General features: G+C 34.0%; 19 protein-coding genes and 1 pseudogene. 5 read left to right on the forward strand and 15 right to left on the reverse strand.

The features are described from left to right. Positions 1 to 261 precede the first annotated feature (261 nt). The 8 genes and pseudogenes from FXW34_RS20845 to FXW34_RS20875 all read right to left on the reverse strand — a co-directional run bounded on the left by FXW34_RS20845 (position 262) and on the right by FXW34_RS20875 (position 7,389). Positions 262 to 1,341: an anti sigma factor C-terminal domain-containing protein gene (locus FXW34_RS20845; RefSeq protein WP_147535965.1), complete on the reverse strand. Its 1,080-nt coding sequence runs from the start codon at positions 1,339 to 1,341 to the stop codon at positions 262 to 264. Then, complete coding sequence (locus FXW34_RS20850; protein ID WP_147535966.1) at positions 1,334 to 1,837, reverse strand: RNA polymerase sigma factor; 504 nt, start codon at positions 1,835 to 1,837, stop codon at positions 1,334 to 1,336. The genes FXW34_RS20845 and FXW34_RS20850 overlap by 8 nt, the downstream gene beginning before the upstream one ends. A 641-nt stretch (positions 1,838 to 2,478) precedes the next feature. Continuing rightward, the gene (locus tag FXW34_RS20855) at positions 2,479 to 2,739 is read right to left on the reverse strand and encodes a DUF5348 domain-containing protein (RefSeq protein WP_147535967.1); all 261 of its coding nucleotides are present in this window, start codon (positions 2,737 to 2,739) and stop codon (positions 2,479 to 2,481) included. After that, positions 2,736 to 3,536, reverse strand: a complete 801-nt coding sequence (locus FXW34_RS20860) for an ExeA family protein (RefSeq protein WP_147535968.1) — start codon at positions 3,534 to 3,536, stop codon at positions 2,736 to 2,738. Before FXW34_RS20860 ends, FXW34_RS20855 begins: the two co-directional genes overlap by 4 nt. Further along, positions 3,529 to 4,791, reverse strand: a complete 1,263-nt coding sequence (locus tag FXW34_RS20865; protein WP_147535969.1) for a DDE-type integrase/transposase/recombinase — start codon at positions 4,789 to 4,791, stop codon at positions 3,529 to 3,531. Before FXW34_RS20865 ends, FXW34_RS20860 begins: the two co-directional genes overlap by 8 nt. Before the next feature lie 132 nt (positions 4,792 to 4,923). Beyond that, on the reverse strand, positions 4,924 to 5,493 hold the full coding sequence (locus FXW34_RS23750; RefSeq protein WP_425457458.1) for a DUF6431 domain-containing protein: 570 nt from the start codon (positions 5,491 to 5,493) through the stop codon (positions 4,924 to 4,926). A 214-nt stretch (positions 5,494 to 5,707) separates the two neighbouring features. After that, positions 5,708 to 6,308, reverse strand: a pseudogene (locus FXW34_RS20870) (nitroreductase family protein). Positions 6,309 to 6,720: 412 nt separating this feature from the next. Beyond that, positions 6,721 to 7,389, reverse strand: coding sequence for a class I SAM-dependent methyltransferase (locus FXW34_RS20875; protein ID WP_147535970.1), 669 nt, complete (start codon positions 7,387 to 7,389; stop codon positions 6,721 to 6,723). 235 nt (positions 7,390 to 7,624) lie between these two features. Between FXW34_RS20875 and FXW34_RS20880 the strand changes: the two genes are divergently transcribed. The 3 genes from FXW34_RS20880 (at position 7,625) to FXW34_RS20890 (ending at position 10,073) form a co-directional block, all read left to right on the forward strand. Continuing rightward, on the forward strand, positions 7,625 to 8,191 hold the full coding sequence (locus FXW34_RS20880) for a copper resistance CopC family protein (protein WP_147535971.1): 567 nt from the start codon (positions 7,625 to 7,627) through the stop codon (positions 8,189 to 8,191). Between the two features lie 3 nt (positions 8,192 to 8,194). Next, the gene (locus FXW34_RS20885) at positions 8,195 to 9,286 is read left to right on the forward strand and encodes a copper resistance D family protein (RefSeq protein ID WP_147535972.1); all 1,092 of its coding nucleotides are present in this window, start codon (positions 8,195 to 8,197) and stop codon (positions 9,284 to 9,286) included. A gap of 178 nt (positions 9,287 to 9,464) precedes the next feature. Then, entirely contained in the window at positions 9,465 to 10,073 is a 609-nt protein-coding gene (locus FXW34_RS20890; RefSeq protein WP_147535973.1) for an SCO family protein, read from the forward strand. Positions 10,074 to 10,143: 70 nt separating this feature from the next. Here FXW34_RS20890 and FXW34_RS20895 read toward each other — a convergent pair whose 3' ends face one another. Both FXW34_RS20895 and FXW34_RS23495 read right to left on the reverse strand, forming a co-directional pair. Beyond that, positions 10,144 to 10,584 (reverse strand): FixH family protein, encoded by a 441-nt coding sequence (locus FXW34_RS20895; protein WP_147535974.1) that lies wholly within the window; start codon positions 10,582 to 10,584, stop codon positions 10,144 to 10,146. Positions 10,585 to 10,985: 401 nt separating this feature from the next. After that, positions 10,986 to 11,429, reverse strand: a complete 444-nt coding sequence (locus tag FXW34_RS23495) for a PCYCGC motif-containing (lipo)protein (protein WP_342780884.1) — start codon at positions 11,427 to 11,429, stop codon at positions 10,986 to 10,988. Positions 11,430 to 11,602: 173 nt separating this feature from the next. On the opposite strand from FXW34_RS23495, the gene FXW34_RS20910 reads away from it, so the two are divergent. After that, complete coding sequence (locus FXW34_RS20910) at positions 11,603 to 11,923, forward strand: ArsR/SmtB family transcription factor (RefSeq protein ID WP_147535977.1); 321 nt, start codon at positions 11,603 to 11,605, stop codon at positions 11,921 to 11,923. Here FXW34_RS20910 and FXW34_RS20915 read toward each other — a convergent pair. Both FXW34_RS20915 and FXW34_RS23755 read right to left on the reverse strand, forming a co-directional pair. Continuing rightward, complete coding sequence (locus tag FXW34_RS20915; RefSeq protein WP_147535978.1) at positions 11,920 to 12,834, reverse strand: cation diffusion facilitator family transporter; 915 nt, start codon at positions 12,832 to 12,834, stop codon at positions 11,920 to 11,922. The two genes, FXW34_RS20910 and FXW34_RS20915, sit on opposite strands and share 4 nt — an antisense overlap. A 350-nt stretch (positions 12,835 to 13,184) precedes the next feature. After that, a complete protein-coding gene (locus tag FXW34_RS23755) occupies positions 13,185 to 13,604 on the reverse strand; it encodes a ZIP family metal transporter (protein WP_147535979.1) in 420 nt (139 codons plus the stop codon). 526 nt (positions 13,605 to 14,130) lie between these two features. Here FXW34_RS23755 and FXW34_RS20925 point away from each other — a divergent pair. Next, positions 14,131 to 14,715: an SCO family protein gene (locus FXW34_RS20925; RefSeq protein ID WP_147535980.1), complete on the forward strand. Its 585-nt coding sequence runs from the start codon at positions 14,131 to 14,133 to the stop codon at positions 14,713 to 14,715. A 57-nt stretch (positions 14,716 to 14,772) separates the two neighbouring features. Here the strand turns inward: FXW34_RS20925 and FXW34_RS20930 are convergent, their stop codons facing one another. From FXW34_RS20930 to FXW34_RS20940, 3 genes are all read right to left on the reverse strand, one after another. Beyond that, positions 14,773 to 16,902 (reverse strand): heavy metal translocating P-type ATPase, encoded by a 2,130-nt coding sequence (locus FXW34_RS20930; RefSeq protein ID WP_147535981.1) that lies wholly within the window; start codon positions 16,900 to 16,902, stop codon positions 14,773 to 14,775. Continuing rightward, complete coding sequence (locus FXW34_RS20935) at positions 16,895 to 17,263, reverse strand: ArsR/SmtB family transcription factor (RefSeq protein ID WP_147535982.1); 369 nt, start codon at positions 17,261 to 17,263, stop codon at positions 16,895 to 16,897. Before FXW34_RS20935 ends, FXW34_RS20930 begins: the two co-directional genes overlap by 8 nt. Before the next feature lie 680 nt (positions 17,264 to 17,943). Further along, a partial coding sequence (locus FXW34_RS20940; protein ID WP_483964280.1) for a bacterioferritin-associated ferredoxin occupies positions 17,944 to 18,044 on the reverse strand: 101 nt, incomplete at its 5' end.

The raw sequence follows: 18,044 nt of genomic DNA on the forward strand, positions 1-18,044 counted from the left end.
ACCATAAATATACATTTATTGTTTTCGACCAAATGATCCTTAAAAAAATAGACGCATCTCGTGTTTGAGATTTGCGCCCGATTGTGGAGGATTAATTCTTTTAAAGAAATTACGCTCCATCTGTAACAAGTTGTTATCTTCTTTTTAATAATCATGGAGTATACGCCAGTTTTTATATTTCATTGCTTTGTAAAACAAAAACGACCATTCACAATGAATAATCGTTCATGTTCATCCTATTTATCATTCGTCACATGCATTTTAAAATTTATCTGTAATGACACCTATTGATGATGCTTTAATAAAAGGTAACCCTTCCAGTCCCTTCAAACTTTCGGCATCTCCAGTAACTACTACCCCAAATACCTTAATATCAGCTTTAGTCAATTTTCCATCCTGTCCAAGCAAATTGTTATAAAGCCGATCAAACTCCCCCTTATATCTAGTATCGTATTTTCTTCCATTTTTTAATGCCCAAATAAAATGTTGTAATGGATTTTCTAACCTTTGATTGCTGGCATCTAGCGCTTTTATTCCATAGACTGTTTTCTCAGACCGAATCCTTGAAAAGTCAGCCTTTTCGGTTTTCTGTTCTCCATTATCATCTAAATGAGTGATCGTAATAGATTCACTTTCTTCTTTTTCTTCATCGTTTGAGTCATCAATCCAATACCATGATAATGTAACACCATCAGGCAGCTTATCACGAACAGCATCCATACTATAAGCTTGGTCAAATGACAAGGCGATCTCCATAATTTTATTTGCTTCAATCTGGTCTAATAACTGTAAATCATTTTTATATTGATAATAATCAATGTAAGGATAAAAGAATATCATCTCTCTTTGTCCCAACTCATTGTACTTTTGTCTATCAAGATCCTCGGTGTCATAACTTGTACCTATAATGCTTGGTGATTCAGTTCCAATTCGATTGCCATAATAGTCTTGAAATAACCCATAACTATATTCACTCTCACCTGTATATACTACTTTACCTTCGATAATTTTATAGGTTGTAAAGCTATTGTTACCACCGAGAATACCATGGTACCGATCCATTTTCCCAATATATTCATTAGGTGCTGAAATTTCATTAAAGGCAGATACGGCAATTTGAATCGGTGTTTCCAACTTGTAAACTAAGGATCTGTTAGCTATTGAACCCCCAATGAAAACAACTACTAAAACTACAAAACTGATTAACACATTTCTTAGAATAGAGTGCCTTTTTGCTTTTTTTATTGCTTTATTAAGTTTATTTTTCTTTAGATTATCAAATAAATCATCCAGTTCTTGTTCATCTTTTACGTCCTCATTTTTATTATCCTTGTTATTCATTATTTTTCCCCTCCAAAATGTGTCTGAACGTATTTCTTGCACGGTAAAGATAAACTTTTACATTTTGTTCACTTGTCTCCAAAATACTCGCCATTTCTTTATAAGATAAATCCATGTAATACTTCAAAATTAACAAGTTTTTATATGCTGGTTTTAATTCATTTAAAGCCCTCATTAACTCCTTCTTATTTTGTTCGGTCAAATATATTTCTTCTGTGCTATTACTTGAGGGCTTTATCATCTCAAATTCCTCAGAAGTAAAATGAACCATAGTCTTCTTTTTACTATAAAGATTATAAAAATTATTAATGGCAACCTTAAAAAGCCATGCTCTGACCTTATCTACATGGATAGAATCAATGTTTTTTATAGTTCTATATAAGGTATCTTGCACAATGTCTTCAGCATCTTCTTTGGAGGCTCCCATTTTCAAAAGATATTTAAAAACAAGTTTAGTTTCATCTATTAAAAGATCTTCTATGGTCCCATTTTTCATGTTTCACCAACTTTTTCTACAATGCATTTTAAACTAGTTAAAAATAACGTTATTAATTAACTTACATATATAACAAATGAAACGTCAAAAAGTATACAATTTTTTAAAAAGAATTCTAGATTATTTATTATATTGCCTTTTTATAAATGATTTTTCCGCAATTTATAGAAGATGAAATATCTCATATTCTCATATCATTATGAATGAAGTTGAAAAATAACGATAAACTTCGAGAATTGTCATACAGATTTTATCTAAGGCCTTATTTGTATAAGCCCACCGTTTTTAGTACAAAAAGGAGATCGCCGAAGCAATCTCCTTCTTGAATAAGCCATCCGTTTCTTTACTTATTTAGCTAACACTATTAGACAAGCTCCCTCCATTAACTGGCCCCAAAACGTAAAATGAGCGCTTATCCTTGCTATGGATAAGCGCCCGATTCTGGAATAAGTAATGTATTTTCTTCTTTCACTATCGCCCACTTAGTTTAATTGTTGTAAACGAGCACATTATTCCAGTCGCTGTTTTTCAATTTAATCCGGTGAAAAATCTGAAATAATGTGCATATTTTTTCACAGTATTTCGGAATATACAAATCTTTGTTCAAATTATTCCAGCCAAAATTCCAAAAAATGAAACCCCTAAAAAGGGGCATCTACTCGAAAATACTCATTTATGTTTATACGAATCTTATACACTTCTTGGGTGTGAAGGACAAAAACTACATGATCTTCCAAAGTCACAATCCAATCCACATCTTTTTCCAAAGAAGCTCGAAAGTATCGATTATTGATTCGTACCTCAAATGTATACCCCTGGTCGATCCAATAAGGGGTCTGTCCAATCCAAACTCTCCATTCTTGGCTGCGCTGATCAAATACTAAAATTCCACTCTTAATCATAGTGTACTATCCTCAATGGCCAATCTTACGATTTCCTCATCAATCAGTTCCTTATTTAGCTGAGATCCAAACAAAAGACTGTTGACCGTTATAGTATTAATTACACGTGGCCATCCCTGAGATCGTAATGCTATAGCTTCCTTGGCGGCTTCAGTGAATATAGGCATTTTTGCTCCAGCTATCTTTAAGTGGTGGTCTACATAACCTGATACTTCCTCTTTTGTTAAGGCCTGAATCTCATACTTCATTATGACCCTTTGGGTGAGTGGTCGATGATGATTTAAGGCTAACCGAGTTTTCAAATGGGGTAATCCAGATAGCACTAATATAAATGGGTTCGTAGAATCCATCTGAAAATTAAATAGTAGGGCAATATCCTGCAAAAATGCATCTTTTGCCATATGCATCTCATCCAAAATAAAAACTGGTGTTATCTTTCGATCCTGCGCTAATCGTTCAATTCCTTGTTGAATTTGCCTAAAGAGGTCTACTTTACGGAACTTTGGTTCTTCTCCCAAGCCGTAGGCTAATCCACGATAAAAATCCATCACTCCTCCTGTGGAGAGAGGGAAATAAATAACTTGATATAGTGATGGGCTTAGAGAGTCCTTAAATGTGCGCAGGGTAAACGTTTTTCCTGCACCGGGATCTCCAACAAGTAGACCAATTCCTTTTGATTTTTGTAAGTATTTTAATGCATTCGTTGCCCCTTTATAGTCAGTAGAGGAGAACGCATCTGAAGGACGTAAGTCTTTTGTGAAAGGAGTTTGAGCTAACGAATAAAAGGATTTATACATGCTCTGCACCCTCTCTATTTTCATTTGAGTCATTTAATAAAAAAGGTGATTGAACCCTCTTCGCATGTGCATTCACTTCAAATGAAACTGGTCTTGCCTCAGCCACTTTTTTATCATTTTCGAAGATAAAGACTCCTTGTTCATCAAACCTGACATCTACGGAGGTTCCTATAAATCTTGGTGGTACTTCATAAAGTTGCTTATCCAATGAAATTGTTCCATCTGACTTTACTTTCCGTTTTTCCCGTTTTAGAAAGACTGTTTCAAGAATGGAGGTATCCTCTAAAAATTCCACTTCATTCATTTGAGAGTGAAAGACTTCATGAGGGGTTTTCCCGTCTAGGGAAGCATGGATCCTACGGTGGTAATTTTCCTCCAGCCAGCGCCAAAATCGTTCGTTTAACTCTTCCAAGGAATCGACAGGATCAGTTTGTAAAAGTGGGTAAAACCGCGTTTGAATAGTCTTAAATAGCCGTTCTATTTTCCCTTTCGCACGTGGATCAAATGGGGCTGTGTGAGCCAATGTAATTCCCAGTCTCGCACAAGCATATTGAAGTGTTTCAGAACGGTAAATTTTACCGTTGTCCGAATAAAGTAATTTCGGCTTTCCCCTGCGAATAAGAGCTTCCTTCGTTACGACCCTTAGTCCATCAAACTTCTCATCAGAAAAAAACTGGGCATATGGAACAAGGCGTGAACAATCGTCAATATAAGCAATTAAAAATGTCTTTTTTGCTTTTCCATTAGCTCGTATATAGGGCCCGTGAGACAAGTCCCCTTGCCAAACTACATTCACTTTTTCATGGGCGAACCGTTTTCTCTCGGGAATCGCAACGAATTTTTTCCCTACTAGATTGTGTTTTTTTAATAATCGATTTATAGTAGAGTATGATATTTGATTTTTTTGTATTTCTCCACTCGCCAATAGTTGTTCGTAGAACACACTAACTGGCATATGGAGATTTTTTTTTCGAATTTCGATGATTTGATCCCGATCATCAGGTGATAGTCTTCTAGAATCCCCACGATCCGCACGATTCTTCGGTTTTAAGGCCTCAAACCCATTTCTGCGATAGTGAAGAAGCCACTCTTTTATTGTTTTTACGGCAATTTTGCGTTCCCCATAGTAGGGTACTGAATGAATCTTTCCTTCTAATTCATTAAGATACGTTTTGGGATCCACTTGACCATTAAACAATGGGGCTATGAGTCCAAAACGAAATAAAGCAATCTGTTCACGTTCTTTTTCATTCATGGAATTCTCCTCCTTATTGTAGAAGGACAACCGGTTATCCATGTATTTATTCTACTTTTATTGTCATTTTCTGACGATGAAAAAGGTGTGTGGGACAAATAATATTTTTGTATCATCACTAATATGGTAGAATTAATTTGCCATAAAGTACGTTGATAAATGACCCCAGCTCCTTCGTAAGAAGGAGGATTCGCCAAAATCACGGATCATTTTCAAATATTTTATGGCCTCTTTTTTTCGATCGCTAGATAAGCCATTAGAATAACCGATATCGATAAAAAAACTATGCACCCAATTCAAATTCCTATCATACCTAACAAGATAAAATCTTAGTAATTGGCGGCTGTGATTGGTTTTCCTTTTTTGAATTAAGTCCTGCATAAGGTCTAACACGGTTCTGATAGTGTGCTGAAAATAAGGGATTAAGAAATCAGGTAAGATTGATATACTCACTCTACAATTCAAACACCTAATTCGACATATCGGAATCTTTATGGTTATATCCTTCGTAATTCCAAACCTCCAATAGTACCCATTCCTATGAAGATTTCCATGTGATATACACTTGCATTTGGGGCAACAATCTAGCATAGGAAAGCTATTATTCTTACCTCTATTTGCGTATTCTTTTAAATCGATTCCAAAATCAAAAGAAACAATCATAAAAAACTCCACCCCCATAATATGCAAAAAATTTAGCATATTATTTCGGTGAAGTGTAGACTTTATTCCGAAGGAATTTGAAAAAAAGGGGATATTTTCTGCAGAAAAAAAGTGACTGTTTACATAATTGTAAACCTTCACAAATACAGATTAATTTCCTATTTGGTTCATACTAAATCCCCAATTCTTTAATGTAACGATGCAGACTATCAAAAACCAGATGTTTAACTTCCATCTAGTTTTTGATAAATCTTTATTTGTAGATTTTCACACGGTCTTCAACTGGTTTAAATTCCTTTTCACCAGGTGAAGAAGTTGGATTACCAAATGGCATTTGAGCGATTAATTTCCAGTTGCCCGGGATAGTCCATTCTCTTTTCACTTCATCATCAATTAGTGGATTATAGTGTTGTAAAGATACTCCTAATCCCTCTGCTTCCAATGCTGCCCATACTACTAATTGGTGCATACCTGATGCTTGGTTTGACCATATTGGAAAGTTTTCAGCATATGATGGAAATTGTTCTTGAAGAGACTTAACAATTGCTTGGTCTTCAAAGAATAATACTGTTCCGTATCCAGCTTTAAAGGAGTTCATTTTTTGTTGAGTTCCTGTAAAATACACCATCTCCAACCACTTTTCTCAACGTTTCAGTTGTAATGTCCCATAATTTATCGTGGGCTTCTCCTGTTAATACAACAAGACGTGCTGTTTGAGAGTTGAAGGCAGATGGAGTATATTTCACAGCAAATTCTACAATTTCTTTAATTCTTTCTTCTGATACTTGTACTTCTTTATTAATTCCATAGTAAGAACGTCTTTCTTTAAGTGCTGTGTAAAAATCTTTTGTCATTACATTACTTCCTCCTAAATTTGATTTACTTCGAAGTGATATATCTCAAATTGGATACAATTTTACATTAATAAATATTTATTATCAAACTAATTGTATTTTTCTTTTGGGGAATCAGATTACCCAATCTGATGCTACACCTATAATAATATTTCCCTTATTTTTGAAATTAATTCTCCTATTGGCCCTTAATATAAAGAAAGAGCGCAATCCTTGTTATGGAAATACGCCCGTTCGTAATATAAAATTAGCAAGATTATTCTGGTGAACTTTTTCTATATGGCCGTATAATTATGGTAGTCTGGGTAGAACGTGCCACCGTGGGACTCGATCCCGTTAACAAGCGAACCATGAGATTACAAGGAGTTTTAGGGGATACCAACTAATATTATATTTCTAGGAGGATAAATAATTATGAATTTAGTGGTTGGTCTGGATGTTTGAAAAGGGGAAAGACAAGATCAAGCTTTTTTCTGATTATTATTCTTCGATACATCCCTTTGAGCAAGACTGGCTGATCCTCCATAATTAGTAAATTTTGATTATTGCTTTGGAACAAATCTTCAAAACTCACTCCAATATCTGTTCCTAAAACTCTAATTAGAGGTCTAAAGGTTTTTTTAATTGGTGACAATTCTTTATTTTTTGTAGAAAATTTATCAAAAATTATTATTTCTCCTTCTGGTTTTAAAACTCTTGTCATTTCTAGAAAACATTTTTTTGCATCAGGAACTACCGAAATAATTAGACTGGCAATTATATAATCAAAAGAATTATTGTTAAACTCTAAATTTTGTGCATCCATTTCTAAAAAATTTATCTTAGAATTTTTAAATTTTGTTCGAGCTTTTTCAAGCATAGCTGGTGAGTAATCAATTGCTGTTATATCCAAACCGGAAAAATCAATAAGCTCTAAATCCGCACCCGTTCCTACTCCAACAAATAGAATTTTTTGTTTACGATTCATTGTTATATCTTTAAATATTTGTTTTCGTGCATATAAAAAAATACCCGAATTAAAAATCTTATCATAAAATGGAGACCAGATTTTATAAATCACTTTATTCCAAGCATTAATCATATTTATCCTCCACCAATAGTTTTATATTCAAATAAGCATTTGAATATTATATATTATATATTATATTTTATATCTTTATCAAAATATAGTCAAACGTTTATTTGATTGTTTGAACGTGTGCTAATGAAGGCCTTATTTTATATATTACGATTAACTATATTCAAATAATCTTTTGAGTATTATTTTGTACTTTGATATAATAATTTCAATTAATACTATTTGGAGGTTTTTTATAGTGAAAAAGATTCTTTTGTTTACACTTATGTTCTACCTCACATTTATTAATAGCGCCTTGGCACATACTGGATTAGAAAGCTCTGTACCACAAAACGGAGACATTATTAAGGAAGAATTGAAACAAATCACAATGACATTTGAGACAAAGGTGGAACAAGGTAGTATATTTGAACTTCAAACCTCTATTGGAGAGCCTGTAATAGTTGAAAACATTGCTTTATCAGAAAATCAAATGGTTGGAACTTTTTCAAGCCCGTTAAAGAATGGGGTATACTTAGTAAATTGGAAAATTATTGGAGCTGATGGTCATCCAATTGAAGGTGAATTTTCTTTCTCTGTAGACATGCCTGTATCTGAAGCACCTGTTGAAGATCAGGTTGAGCCACAAGAGGAAGCACAGCCCCAACCAAAAGGTGAAGATAAAAAAATAGATTCCGTAAATGAAACAGAAACTGAAGAAATTCAACAAAACAAAATCCCATCATATGTAATTCCAGTCATTTTAGGTATTTTACTCGTTATCGTTGTTGGAAGTTTCTTATTTATTTTGAAAAGGAAGAGATAGCACATGATTTTCGTGGGCACTGTTACTCAAGCACTAATATATCTTTGTTTTGCTATTCTTCTAGGGAGCTTTATTTTATCTCTTGTGCCACAAACCTATCGACCTACTATTTCAGTCCCAAAAGGAGTTATGATGACGGCTGTAGGTGGCATAGCCATCTTTTCATTTATACCGGTTTTGGAATTGATCTTATATCTATCTCCTGGAATTGGCTTTATACAAACAATGCAATCTGTTTTGTTTACGTTTGAAGTTGGAAAAGCATGGATCTTTACTTACATTTTATCGAACATTTTATTTATTTTTGTCATTTGGTTTGATTATCGAAAAAATAAATCATATGCTTACATTGGAATTACCATCGTTTTTATTTTGATTTTAGCATTAGGTTGGTCCAGTCATGCCAGCTCCTATGACAAGGTTTTAGGATTTTTCAGTCATACAACCCATTTTACCGCTGTTAGTGTTTGGGTAGGAATTCTTCTTGTGGTTAGTTGGTTCTCAAAAGATTATTCTAATTGGACAAATTTTTTGAAATGGTTTACACCTACTGCGATTATTTGCTTTGTAAGTACCATCATAACCGGACTTATTCTTATGACTTTTGTGGTTGAATTCAAAGATTACACTAATTCTTGGATGCTCCCATATGGACAAGCATTATTAATTAAACACTTATTGATTATTCCATTACTTATATATGCAAGCATTAATAGCATCTTTCTAAGAAAGAAACTTAAAAACAATACACACTTTAATCCAAAACCGTGGACAAGAATGGAAACTATCATCATTCTCCTGATCTTTTCTGTAACGGCTGCATTAGGACAACAATCTCCTCCGCATGAAACGATTGTAACAAATGAAGAAGTTTCATACTTCTTTACTCTTTTTTATCAGGGGCAGTTTCAGCCGGAAATGACAGTAAAACTAATTATGAACGCGACAAGTATTTCACTATTAGGTTTAGCTATCATTTTCCTAGCCTTAATTATTTTTTCATTTATAAAAAAAGCGCCTGCAATAGTATCATTCCTAATGAGTGTTCTATTGGTTTTATGCTTATATTTATCATTAATACTAAGTATTAAATAAGATTCACCAAATAAAAAAGTAACAACAATATTAAAGCCCAATTCTTCATATATCATGAGGAATTAGGCTTTTTCCTTTTTCCGTATACTTATCATTCAAACCTTCAATTAAATATTCACACAATATCCATATGATTCGATTGCAATTTTCTTTATTTTAAGGAAGAGGAGGGAGAAATATGAAGGAACAAAGGAAACAAATAATTACAGTTGGTATTCTTGTTATTATTTTAATGTCCGCCGGTATATCATTCTTTCTCATCAGAGACGCTATGGCAAAAATTCCGGATGATATCTGGTTTATTACACAGGATGGGAAAGAATACAGATTTGGTGATTCTGAGAAAAAAATTAAACTGGTTGAATTTATGTATACTACTTGTCCAGAAATTTGTCCAACCACTACTCAAAAAATGAATTTATTAAAGAAGGATTTGGAAAAAGAGGGGGTTTTCGGGGATAAGGTTCAATTTTTATCCATTACATTTGATTTATATAAGGATACACCTGATGAATTAAAAACATATATGAAAAATTTTGATATTAAAAATGACGGAAACTGGATTTTTTTAACTGGTGATAATGAACGTTCGCAGGAAAGTATTGATAATTTAAAGCGAACAACTAAACCGTTCAACTTTTATTATAAAGATCCAGGTGATGGATATTACATGCACACTACCCTTGTCTTTTTATTGGATGAAAATAATCGGTTTATCAAAAAGTTCCCAATGGGTACTGATTTTAATAAGGAGGAAGTTTTCAAAGAAATAATGAGCGAAATATAAATGGATAACGGTAGATTACACAAAAGAAGCGTGAATTATTTACACGCTTCTTTCTTAGCAATTTTATAATTTAATGTTTCATAAATTTACTTTTTGGTTTTCCTTCCTCCGGCTCACTAGGGGTACCTACTACAAATTCCTTCGTCGGCATATTATGCATATCCTTTGCTGTAACATGCGCGAATACATAATAAGTTCCTTCAACATCAAAGATTTTTTCAATCTGATAAGCACCATTAGTCGCTTTCTTTATTTCAATTTTTTCATGGTTTTCATCCTTCGCGCGCCAGATTTCAAAACTGAAATCTTTTACATCTGTTATTACCTCACCATCATAAGTCACTTCAGCTTTGAAAGTAACTGGTTCATTTGGTTGTGGTTTTTCTGGATTGATAGTAACATCAACTTCTACCCATTTTAGTTCATCATCACTGTTTTCAGAACTTGAACATGCTGCTAGACTCATAACCAATATCAGAAAAAACGCCAAATAAGCACACTTTTTCACCATTTCCCCCACTTCTCCCCTAAAAAAATGCGAATATTTTTATAAAGCACAATAGTATTTTACACTAAATCTTTTATGGTATGGAAATCTAATTTTTTGAACTTACTGTACTTAAGCCAATACAAAAAAGGCTGAAAAATAATCCATATTTTTATGGATTGTTCTTCAGCCAGACAAATAACCTGTTTAGTCTAAGAGACTATCTTCATTTTCACAAATTTCGGATTCTGATGATGTATTAGTTGGATTCACTATATGATTCTCTTTGACCTCATGTTCTATTACACATGAATCTTCCAACTTTGCTGCTTTTTGATTAGGACCAAAATAATTTACTACACCAACCCCAACTGTACCAAAAAAACAGAAAACAAGAAAATAAATTAATATCTCTTTTTTCATGATTATTTTGGTACCGGTGTTGGAGTTGGTTCACCGTAATCAGCGTATTTTTCGGTAATGTATTTGTTAATGTCTTTTAATTCTTTTCCATCTTGCTTCATTTCAACCGCCTCACGGGCGATTTGTACACAGATGTCTCAAGATACTCCCATTGCATCCCATTCAGTAACATTCATATCTGAGCCAAAACTATCAACAAAGCAATCTAGATTACTTACGTGACCATCTTCTGCATAGCAACCACAATAGCACGGTACAGAAGCCAAAGCTTCAGGGTAGGTTGCAGCCATAATATAGGTTTCTTTTATTTGATCAGAGGAACTAACTACAAAATCAGGCAATTCTTTATGTTTAGAGTCTAAAGCTAATTCTTCTTTAGATCCGCACCCTGCTAGAAATACCATGAAAAGTACAACAATTAGTGCAAATCCTTTGTATTTTCTCATCTAGTTTAATTCACCTCATGTCTATTAGATAAAATTGAACATTTTTATTTTAACATAATTCGAAGTTAGTTAACGTGTTAATTATTAACGATTGATGACATAGAATAACTATGAAATACTATGATTTTCCTTTTATCTAATTATCGTTATAATGAGTACAGGAGGTAGATCTAATGGAACAAGATAAAAAACCGGCAATGACAGAATCCATAGATGAAGAAACACTCTTTATCGTTTCACAAACCTTTAAAGCCCTTTCTGACCCCACTCGAATACGAATTTTGCATTTATTATTCCAGGGAGAGCATTCAGTTAATGAGATTGCGGAAAAACTATCGTTACTCCAATCAACCGTTTCACATCAACTACGTTTTCTTAAAAACCTACGCCTGGTCACATTTAGAAGAGAAGGTACAACATTATACTACATCCATGACGATGAACATGTAATGAGTATATTAAGACAGACTATTGAACATGCCCTGCATCATTAATTACAAACTCCATGATGACTAGGGCATCCTGGTTCCTGTTGTTCTACCTGAATGGTGCTATGTTCAATACCAAAATCGTCATGAAGAATGGATTGCGCCTGATGAAGAACCTTATCATGCATTCCTTCACCTTCAATGGCAATATGACAGGTAAGCATAGGCATCCCGGATGTAATGGACCAAATATGCAAATCATGAACTCCTTTTACATTTTGGATTCCCATTAAAGTTTTCTTTACCTTCTCTACTTCAATTCTAATTGGGGCACCCTCCATTAAAATATGAAGCGAATCTTTTGTTACTCTCCAACCACTTATCAAAACAAGAACTGCCACAATGACACTGGCAATTGGATCAGCTATTCCCCATCCAAAGAAATAGATGAATAATGCTGCTAAAATTGCACCTACTGAACCAAGCATATCACCAATTACATGAAGAAAAGCACTTCTTACATTCAAATTTTCCTCTTTATCGCCTTTCATCAAAATCCAAGCTGCAATAATATTAACAAGTAAACCGATAACTGATATTGTCAGCATTCCCATACTATTTATCACAGGGGGATTGAAAAAGCGATGGTATGCCTCAATAAAAATGTAAAGAGAAATCCCAATTAGAGTTAAACCATTTAAGGCAGCAGCAATAATTTCAAACCGTTTATATCCATACGTTTTATTTTCTGTTGCTTTCCGTTCACCTAATTTTATTGCAAAGAAACTTAATCCCAAGGCAACTGAATCGCTTAACATATGTCCGGCATCTGATAGAAGTGCCAGGCTATTAGTTAAAAAGCCTCCGATAACTTCTACAACCATAAATGCAGTAATTAATAAAAATGAAGAAAATAGTGCCTTCTTATTCCCTGTATGGCTATGTCCATGTGAATGACCATGGTGATGATGCCCCATAATATATCTCCTCCTAAATATATGAATATATGTTCATATATATTATGTGCTATCATATTTAAATGTTCAAGATATTTTTTAAATTATATTTCTTCTTAATACCTTGTCCTGAAAAGGATCTTTTTATTAGCAGGGCAGTGAATCATCTTATAAAGAAAACTCGCCGATTTGCGAGCCTATTAAGGCGAAGACATAGGCGTAGTTGATCTTAAGCTTAATTCCTTAAATTGGCCTCTACACTCTACAACGAATCAGCTCCACCGCTACTAATTTATACTTTCCTAAAGAGTAAAAAAACCAAGTATTTTATTAAATACTCGGTCAGTCCTCTATCATTATTTAAACTAAACTTAATGACCAAAATGGGAAAAAATAAAATATATTCTTATAAAAATTAATCCTGATAAAGCGCTCATAATCATCTTGGGTGTTAAGTGATTCTTTAATCCTTTCCACAAAATTTCGTAAAAAGCAACGTACCCTAGTGACCCTGCTATTCCCATAATAATAGTACGAAGTTTTAAGGAATTGAAATCAACTGCAATTCCCATATAAGTATTTACCCCAACGGTGAAAGCCAATAAAAAACTTATTAACAGAAATATTTTTAGTTTCATTTTGGAATATATAACGGAAACCATCATAATCATTCCTTCTGGAACATGGTGTATCAAAATCGCACTTAATAAAGAAGGATCTTGGAAATGATGATCAGTAAAATTTAAACCTAAAGCTAACCCTACTGGTATACTATGAAAGAATAATGCCAAGAATAATAAAAAAAGGTTTCAGTATGCACAATTTGAACACTCTTTGTGTTATGTAAAAATTTATCAATTATCAAAACGAAAAATATCCCTAAAGATATCCCTATGAAAATCCCAATTGGCTGATAACTATTAATAACATCAGGAATCAGCTCGAAACCTAATAAGCCAGCTAAAACTCCTCCACAAAATACGATTAAAAAGAAATGGTTTTGATTAATTACTTTAGTAATTAATACTGCAACCCCCCACCAAAAGCTGTTCCTATAAAAATATATACACATATTAAAATACTTATTTCGATTGCTTCAATCATTGGTATCCCCCGGAGTGTCATTTGTACATTATATTCAAGCTTCCGGTACACATGCCTTTGATGAGAGTACAGATTTTCTAATAAAACCCCGGAATAGTAAAACCTTCATCAACTTTTAATCTTATTTATCTATGACTTTTCCTTTTATCTTTTTTCTTTGTTTGCTAGAATAATATGGGAATCATAATACGTTAGGAAAAGTAGGGGTAATAAATGGCTAGAAGGAAAAATTTCTTTTTACTAATTTTACTTTTAATGAGTTTCATTCTATCTGCATGTGGTCCAAAGGAAATACCTAATGCCAAAAACTGGGCAATCACTGATTTTACTTATACAAATCAAGATGAAAAATCGTTCGGTTTATCAGATTTAAAAGGAAAAGTATGGGTAGCCGATTTTATCTTTACCTCCTGCGCGGATGTCTGCCTACCTATGACAAATAATATGGCTAAACTACAAAAAATGCTTAAGGACGAAGGCATCAAAGATGTCGAGCTTGTTTCATTTAGTGTTGACCCAGCAGTTGATACTCCTGAACGCTTGAAAATGTTTGCCGATAATTTTGAAGCCGACTACAGTAATTGGAACTTCCTAACAGGATATACACAACAGGAAATTGAGCAAAAAGGGGTAAAAGATTTTAAAACTGTAGTAAAAAAACCTGAAGACCAAGATCAAGTTATTCACGGCACCGATTTTTATCTTATAAATCAAGAAGGTAAGATTGTTAAGTATTACGATGGATTGGACGAGATTCCATATAAAGAAATCATAAAAGATATTAAAACGATCCATTAGAATGATATCAATCTATTGAAAAGGGCTTTCCGTGAGTAATCGGAAAGCCCTTTAACTTTATTCCTTCACTCGCAAAAGTCGCAAGCTGTTTAATGTTACGATTAGAGTAGCACCCATATCAGCAAAGATTGCTATCCACAATGTTAACCAACCTGGTACTACTAAAAGTAAGGCAATTGCTTTAATTGCTAATGAGAAGGTTATATTTTGTTTAATAATCGCTAATGCCCTACGGCTTAATTTAATCGTGTAAGGCAACTTGCTTAAATCATCGGACATTAAGGCAATATCAGCCGTTTCTAATGCCGTATCAGTTCCAGCACCACCCATTGCTACACCAACAGTTGAAGCTGCTAAAGCTGGTGCATCGTTCACACCATCCCCTACCATAGCCACACTGTGATGTTTTGCGCGGAGTTCTTTGATGAAGTTTAGTTTATCTTCTGGAAGTAAATCTGCTTTAATATCTGAAACTCCGACTTCATTTCCAATTGCTTCAGCGGTTCGCTTATTATCTCCAGTAAGCATCACTGTTTTTTCAATTCCAACTTGGTGAAGTTTACGGATAACTTCTTTTGAAGTTTCTCTCATTTCGTCAGCTACCGCAATTAATGAAAGGATTTCTTTTTCCGTTCCTAAAACCATAACGGTTTTCCCTTGTGTTTGAAGAGTTGCAATTTGTTCTTTCTTATCTTCTTGAATATTATTCGGAAGTATTTCCTCAAAAAGATTTGGACTACCGACATAATAGAATTCATTATTTACTCTTGCTTTTACACCTTTACCGGTGATGGATTGGAAATCTTCCACCAATACATCCTTAATATTTAGACCATTTTCCTCTGCCTTTCGCATAATGGCTGAAGCAAGTGGATGCTGTGATCCATTTTCAATGGCGGCTGTGATCGTCATTAATTCTTTTTCATTTCCACCATACATTATGATGTCAGTAACAGCAGGTACCCCTTTTGTTAATGTACCTGTTTTATCAAAAGCAATGACTTTTAATGCTCCTGCCTCTTCTAAATGAATACCACCTTTAATTAATACCCCATTTCTTGCTGCGTCCCCAACCGCATTAACAACCGCCACTGGTGTCGAAACAACAAGGGCGCAAGGACAACCGACAACTAATACGGCTAATCCTTGATAAATCCATTCGCTCCAATCGCCTCCAAATAATAGAGGTGGGATTATTGCGATAAAAAACGCTAAAACAATGATTGCAGGAGTATAGTATTTCGCAAATTTATCGACAAACGCCTGTGAAGGTGCACGCTCAGCTTGTGCCTCTTCAACAAGATGAATGATTTTTGCTATTGTGGTATCTTCTGCCAGTTTTGTTACTTTTACTTCAAGTAATCCTTCTTCATTCAACGTTCCTGCAAATACTTCATCATAAATCGTTTTTGCTACAGGCACACTTTCCCCTGTAATGGCAGCCTGATTTATCGTAGATGTGCCCTTAACTACAATTCCATCCATAGCTAATTTTTGTCCAGGCTTCACAATCATAATATCGCCAATTTGAATATCTTCAACTGGAATCATCATTTCTTGTTTTCCACGTCGAATTAAGGCATCTTTCGGAGCAATATCCATTAATGATTGAATCGATTTACGTGCTTTATCCATTGAGTAAGATTCCAGAGCTTCACTTATTGCAAACAAAATAACAACAGTGGCTCCTTCACCCCATTCCCCAATAAATGCTGCACCAATAACCGCAATGGTCATTAAGGTTTTCATATCGAATTGGAAACGGACTAAATTCATTAATCCTGCACTAAAAAGCCTATATCCACCAATTAGAATAGACATTCCATAAGCTAATATAGAAGAAATACTTTCTTCACCATTCAATTGTCCAGATAACCATCCCATTAGTAGAAAGACGAACGAGACGATCACAGTTGCATGTTTCTTCAAAAACGGTTCTTTTGTTTCTTCAAATCGTTGTTTTTCAGGAATCACTTTTAAATTTTCAAATGCCCCTGCTTTTTCAAGTTCTTCTATTGTTGTTTCCCCATAAACAGTAAGTTTCGACGCACCAAAATTAACACTTGCATTAGAAACACCATCCAGGTGTTTTACGTTCGTTTCGAACTTTTTTGCACAGCTCGCTCAAGAAAAGCCTTGAACACGGTAAACATTTTTATTCATTGATTGCTCTAGAACGTCACTCATGAACTTTCACCTCCATTTGATGTGTAAAGGCAATCTGAATTAACTGTCTTACGTGATCATCATCTAAAGAATAATAAACTAATTTGCCTTCTTTACGATATTTCGCTAATCCAAGGTTGCGTAATAGTCTTAAATGATGGGAAGCAGTTGCCGTAGTGGCTCCAACAATATTAGCTACATCACATACACATAATTCATCTTCTTCACTTAATGCTAAGGCAATTTTTATTCTTGTGTCATCGGATAACACCTTAAATATTTGAGAAACAGCCAAAGTATTTTTTGAGTTAATTACTTCCTTTACCCGTTTAACTTTTATGTCATCGACACAGGTTATTTCACACACATCATCATGCTTCAACTGGTAACCCACTCCTTATTCAAATATCTATTTGATTATTAGTATAAGTTTAATTATTAAAATGGTCAAATGAATATTTGAATATGAATTTTAGTTTTTTCACTGACGCTTGTAGATCTCATTAATAACATAAAAAGAGCGTCAATCCTTTATGAATTAACGCATACTTAAGTTTCATTTACGAAATAAAAAATAATTTAATAACATTAATTACCACATTGTTTCATACTCGAATGAATTGAGTATCCGGTAAAGATATCTTCTTTAAGCTGAAGCAATCCTCATTATCATGCTTAAAATGTATCAAATCTAATAAGCTTCTTCCTTAATCAAAATTCGCAAGTACGTCGAGATCGGTAGAAGCTCCATCTTCATTCCTTTCCACTGAAACCCGCACGCGCCGATTTACAAAAGTAACCAAAAAAACCATAATATATCGCAGTATGGAACTACTATATATTGTAGTAATTCAGTCGTTTTCATTTCACTTAACTGCTCCACGAGTATAAGTATAAACCTTCACACGCTCTCTACTCATATCAATTTTCTTTAAACACTTTGTTTAATAATCTGGCCCTAAACATATAGAAAGAGCGCAATTTCACTCGAGAAAAGCGCCATTAAATGAAAACAGACGTATTTTCTTAGCGAAACGCGCCCGTTTACGGAATAAAAGTTATTTATGTTAAACCTTTGATAAAGGCTGTTACGTTTCCTAAACAACAACTGCCTTGTGGATTGTTCACCTCACAACCACAACGATTCTCTTTAATGTTTTGAC

Source organism: Bacillus marasmi (assembly GCF_902168435.1).
GTDB lineage: Bacteria > Bacillota > Bacilli > Bacillales > Cytobacillaceae > Bacillus_BU > Bacillus_BU marasmi.

What these genes read in the sequence shown, in the direction of transcription:
- FXW34_RS20845 (WP_147535965.1), bottom strand. Translation starts at nt 1,341, where the DNA reads ATGAATAACAAGGATAATAAAAATGAGGACGTAAAAGATGAACAAGAA.
- FXW34_RS20850 (WP_147535966.1), bottom strand. Translation starts at nt 1,837, where the DNA reads ATGAAAAATGGGACCATAGAAGATCTTTTAATAGATGAAACTAAACTT.
- FXW34_RS20855 (WP_147535967.1), bottom strand. Translation starts at nt 2,739, where the DNA reads ATGATTAAGAGTGGAATTTTAGTATTTGATCAGCGCAGCCAAGAATGG.
- FXW34_RS20860 (WP_147535968.1), bottom strand. Translation starts at nt 3,536, where the DNA reads ATGTATAAATCCTTTTATTCGTTAGCTCAAACTCCTTTCACAAAAGAC.
- FXW34_RS20865 (WP_147535969.1), bottom strand. Translation starts at nt 4,791, where the DNA reads ATGAATGAAAAAGAACGTGAACAGATTGCTTTATTTCGTTTTGGACTC.
- FXW34_RS23750 (WP_425457458.1), bottom strand. Translation starts at nt 5,493, where the DNA reads ATGCTAAATTTTTTGCATATTATGGGGGTGGAGTTTTTTATGATTGTT.
- FXW34_RS20875 (WP_147535970.1), bottom strand. Translation starts at nt 7,389, where the DNA reads ATGATTAATGCTTGGAATAAAGTGATTTATAAAATCTGGTCTCCATTT.
- FXW34_RS20885 (WP_147535972.1), top strand. Translation starts at nt 8,195, where the DNA reads ATGATTTTCGTGGGCACTGTTACTCAAGCACTAATATATCTTTGTTTT.
- FXW34_RS20890 (WP_147535973.1), top strand. Translation starts at nt 9,465, where the DNA reads ATGAAGGAACAAAGGAAACAAATAATTACAGTTGGTATTCTTGTTATT.
- FXW34_RS20895 (WP_147535974.1), bottom strand. Translation starts at nt 10,584, where the DNA reads ATGGTGAAAAAGTGTGCTTATTTGGCGTTTTTTCTGATATTGGTTATG.
- FXW34_RS20910 (WP_147535977.1), top strand. Translation starts at nt 11,603, where the DNA reads ATGGAACAAGATAAAAAACCGGCAATGACAGAATCCATAGATGAAGAA.
- FXW34_RS20915 (WP_147535978.1), bottom strand. Translation starts at nt 12,834, where the DNA reads ATGGGGCATCATCACCATGGTCATTCACATGGACATAGCCATACAGGG.
- FXW34_RS20925 (WP_147535980.1), top strand. Translation starts at nt 14,131, where the DNA reads ATGGCTAGAAGGAAAAATTTCTTTTTACTAATTTTACTTTTAATGAGT.